The sequence below is a fragment of the Desulfosarcina sp. genome, assembly GCF_033791525.1.
Taxonomy (GTDB): Bacteria; Desulfobacterota; Desulfobacteria; order Desulfobacterales; family Desulfosarcinaceae; genus Desulfosarcina.
Map to the genome: position 1 here is coordinate 1 of NZ_JASJGN010000099.1, position 4,387 is coordinate 4,387.

Below are 4,387 nucleotides of genomic sequence, written 5' to 3' on the forward strand. Positions count from 1 at the left end.
CGACCCCCTCATCGGTGATGCCTAACATGACATATTCACCTTCCGGGATTTTTTCGTACCGATCGATCGACGTGTCCAGATACCGGTTCCGGGTTTGGATGCAGATGGTCCCGCCCGCCGGCATGGCTTCAGCAGCGTTGCCCACCAGATTCATTATTACTTTTGAGATGTGAACGGATGAGCCTTTCACGTTCATCAAGTCTTCGTCCAAGTCCGTGGTTACGCGTATGTTGGGATGGTTTTCCGCCAGATTCTTGAACTCAGGCGTCGTCAGATAGGTGCGAATGGCATCGTTCAGATCGATGATGTCGAAATTTTTGACGCCACGGCGGGCGATCATCAGCATGTCCTGGACAATGTCCGCTGCCCGTTGGCCGGATCGCTGGATCGTCTTGATGCTGTCTCTCATCGGGCTGTCCGGCGGCAGATCCAGCAGAAGCAGTTCCGGGTAGCTGACCAGTCCGCTGAGGATGTTGTTCAGATCGTGGGCAACCCCTGCGGCAAGGCTGCCCATGGCTTCCATTTTTTTTAACCGCTCCAATTTGCCTTCGAGGTGTTTGCGGTCCTCGATGTCCCTGGCGATGCCCTGGGTGCCCGAGAACGATGCGGTGTCCGGTGACGCCTTGCCGTATATCCCCTGCGCCGAAACGCTGAAAACCCGTTCTTTACCGTTTTCCCCACCGTCCATCGGGGAAAGCATCAGCCGTACCTCCAGATCGGTGGTGGCGCGGTCACCCGTGCGCCGTTCATTGATCCGAAAGGTGGCCAGGTCTCTGTCTTCCGGGGATACGATGTCGAGAATGTGTTTTCCGACCAATTCCTCAGGCTGTTTCTTGTACTTGGTTAGGGCCGGGCTGATGAACGTGATCCGTCCCGATGCGTCGAGTCGGAACACGATGTCGGGGATGGTCTCGATGATGGCGTTCAGGTCCTTCTGGCTGCTTCGCATCAGGATCAGAGCATCCTGTAAACCGCGGCGGGCTTTTCGCTGTCTCGTCCAGTATTTAAAGAGCATGAGAAACAGCCCGCTGCTGATGATCACCGTAGCGGGCAACAGGGGCGACAGAAGTACCTGCCGGCTGTTGAAGAGCAGCTGTGCACCCCCTCCCAACCCGACGATACCGGCAGCGCCGATTGCCGTGGTGGTCACAAATTCGAGGCGGGCGATGCACAGGCTGTATAGAAGGGCCACCACCATGGACAGGACGACTTCGGCCAGAACAATTCCTGTGTGGCGACGGATATAACTGTTGGACAAGATCGTTTCGAGCGCCTGGGCGTGAGCCTCGACAGCCGTGAACTGACCACCGGCCGGTGTCTGGTATGCAGATGCCAGGCCGGACGCACTCAGGCCCACAAATACCATGCGGTTTTTAATCTCGGATTCGTCAACCTGACCGGTCAGGACCCGGTCCGCCGATATGTGGCGAAGGGTCGATTGTTTGTCGACAAAGCGGATACGCAGGTTCCCGTTATCATCGATGGGAATGGAATGGTTGCCCAGGGTCAGGCGGCTATGGCTACCTGATCGCTGTTTCAGGATCACCGGTTGACCGATAACGGTGGGCAGCAGCGCGGCCAGCGCGAGGTTGGGGTAAACGGCCTGCCCGTAGCGAATCATCAGGGGCAGGCGGCGCAGCCGTCCATCACCATCGACCCGGCCGTTTAAAAAGCCTGAGTGGGGTGCTGCACGCGAGAGCTGATCGATGTTGCAGACGGCAGCTTTCGCCTGCGGCAGAGTAAGCGATGCGGGCCCGTTGGCCGGTTGGTGGATGTCAATCAATTCAAGCGGATTAAGATGGCAGCCCGCGTTATTTCGATGATTGTCTTCAAAATGAAATTCGTAGCCTAAAACAAACGGTCCGCCGGACAGGGTGGCTGCCATGACGGCATCGTTGTCCGGCAGTGTGGGCGGCGCATTTGTGCCATCCTGGAGCAAGCCGAGTTCACGCTTGAGTGCCTCATGGAGGGTTTTCAGGGAAGTCCGGTCTGGTTCAGCCATAATGAAGTCCAGGGCGATGGAGCGGGCACCCATACCGGCAATCCCATCCAACAGCCTTGCCAACCGGGAACGGGGCCATGGCCACTGGCCCCAGGCTTCCAGGGATGGCTCATCGATATCGACCACCACGACGCGATCGGTGATGCCGGGGTCGGGGGCATCGGCGACGATGGCGTCGGTCAATTTGAATTGGAGTGTGTCGACAAAATCGGGACGAGCGAGATAGACCGCAGTCCAGATGGCAGCCAAAAGGACGCCGAGGGTGATAATTAACTTGCCCGGCGGATCGATGCTGTGGGCGAATGGTTCCATTTCTTCTGAGACCGCAGGCACCTTCATTTTCGTGACCACTCCAGATACAGAGGATTACCCTTGGTTTAACCCAAGGACTGTTATCGGACGATGACTTCTACACGCCGGTTTTTGGCATTGGCCACATTGTCGGCCGTTTTAACCAGCGGGTTCTCTTCTCCATGGGAAGAGACATGCATGAAGGTGCCGTCAACCCCCCTATCCACCAGCTGTTGCTTGACTGCCGACCCCCGTCTTTTAGACAGATCCAGATTATAGGCCTTGTCTCCCCGTGTGTCCGAGTGACCCACCACAGAAATGCGTGTCGGTGCGCGCTGTTGGATGGCGGCGACGATTTCCGGCAATAGCTGGACGGATGCCGGCAGCAGCTGCTCCGAATCCGATTCGAAGTGCAGGATAAAGTGAATGGGTGGCGGCGGCACGTTGGACAGCACCTGTCCGAACAGATCTTGAACCTGCGACGGCTTCAGTTCGGCCGGAGCGGCGGGGACTGTCGATCGGTCCCGGACAGTCGTCGACTGATTGGCACGGTTCATCTCCACCGACCCGGCAGCATTGGCAACCGTGACCTGTCCTACCGACCCATCCGGGTCCGGGACCAGAACGATAATGTTCTTGTGGCCGCAGGCCATTATCAGATACATTGCCGCAACGCAGCACACCAGATATACCCACATACGCATGGAGTGTTCCACCTTCCTGCAAAATCGGTTGTTGTCAGACCGGTTCCATTCAATTCGCGCGGACCGGTTAGTCCACCTTGATCAGCACATGGGTTCCCCGGACGCCGATGGTCGCCGCAGGCATGACCAGTTGAACCGATTCGGGTGATAGTTTGGCAATTTGACCGGACAGAAACGATACGGTACCCCGGATCAGGCGGAGGACAAACGAGAGCTTTTTCTCCACCGGTTCAAACAGGTAGTCATCGACGGTGAGCTCGGTGCTCGGCCCCATGGATATTCGCGTGTCGTCGGAGAAAACCAGTCCGACGAATCCGTTACGATCGGTTCTGACGAGATCTGCCCGCTGGATTTCCATGCCTGTGCCGACCGCAATCGTTTCACCGTCGCGCGTGATGACGGCGCCGCCTTCAATGGTCTTGACGACACCGACGAAAGCATCCGCGGCAGCCGAGGTACCGGGTCCGACCAGTAACAGCATGAGACAAATCAGGTTGACAATCGTGAGCCGCATGGCGACCTCCCTTTGCATAACCGGATAGAGACGGCATGATATTTTATTTACCTGCGGTTGCCTGAACCGCAGAATCGGATTTGAAGACGCAGGAGGGCAAGAGGCGCTGATGAATTAGTCTCCAATATATTCGTATTCGAAATTTCGACGGATTGCAAGATCCATCTTAGAATCGCGGCACTGGCGGTTCTCACCGGCCTCCAACACGCCCGGATTTCGCTCATCAGTATTCCGAGCGAGAATTTGGAACGGCGGAAAATGGACGATATTGCATCATTGGGTTCAGAAGACGAGAGGCCGAAGGGGAAAGCGGTGGGGGATACGGCTGGCTTTAGATCTATGGAACGTTTTCTTTGCGGCGTTTCACGCGGTACCGGATGATTGTCATTTACTCGCCGTCAGCCGATCTAACCGCAAATCCGCGAGTGCCGTAGGGATCCATGTAGCGGAAGAGGTACAGCGACAATTCCTGATTGTCTTGATGCGGCCACACATGGATTCCCCTGGTTCTCAACAGGGGCGTAATGCTGGATAGTACTCCGGGTGTTCGGTAAACCCCATCGTTGCATAAAAACATGTGAAAATTATTGCAATATTCTGTAAAGATAGAGAAAACGTTTTCAACGGAAACCATTCAATCGAGAACCCGATGCGTTGAAATGCGTTCACCTGAAGTTGGGACATCAAATCAATGCCATGAGGAGAGCGTTATGGATCATTTGTGCTATCAGGATCCGGAAATTTACAAGATAGTAGCGGCTGAAAAAGAACGCATTGAGAACACGCTCGATTTGATTGCCGCCGAGAACCATGCCAGGCCTTCAATATTGGAAGCCCAGGGATCGGTCTTCAACATGAAGGCCGCCGAAGGTTATC

General features: G+C 55.8%; 3 protein-coding genes and 1 pseudogene. 1 reads left to right on the forward strand and 3 read right to left on the reverse strand.

Annotated features, from left to right (window positions below):
* The 3 genes from QNK41_RS04705 to QNK41_RS04715 all read right to left on the reverse strand — a co-directional run.
* The coding region (locus QNK41_RS04705; RefSeq protein ID WP_319254270.1) for a CHASE2 domain-containing protein at positions 1–2,341 on the reverse strand (2,341 nt) is incomplete at its 3' end.
* Positions 2,342–2,394: 53 nt separating this feature from the next.
* Complete coding sequence (locus tag QNK41_RS04710) at positions 2,395–2,997, reverse strand: OmpA family protein (protein ID WP_319254272.1); 603 nt, start codon at positions 2,995–2,997, stop codon at positions 2,395–2,397.
* Between the two features lie 67 nt (positions 2,998–3,064).
* Positions 3,065–3,511, reverse strand: coding sequence for a FecR domain-containing protein (locus tag QNK41_RS04715; protein WP_319254274.1), 447 nt, complete (start codon positions 3,509–3,511; stop codon positions 3,065–3,067).
* 710 nt (positions 3,512–4,221) lie between these two features.
* On the opposite strand from QNK41_RS04715, the pseudogene QNK41_RS22965 reads away from it, so the two are divergent.
* Positions 4,222–4,387, forward strand: a pseudogene (locus QNK41_RS22965) (serine hydroxymethyltransferase); the annotation flags it as partial.

What these genes read in the sequence shown, in the direction of transcription:
- QNK41_RS04710 (WP_319254272.1), bottom strand. Translation starts at nt 2,997, where the DNA reads ATGCGTATGTGGGTATATCTGGTGTGCTGCGTTGCGGCAATGTATCTG.
- QNK41_RS04715 (WP_319254274.1), bottom strand. Translation starts at nt 3,511, where the DNA reads ATGCGGCTCACGATTGTCAACCTGATTTGTCTCATGCTGTTACTGGTC.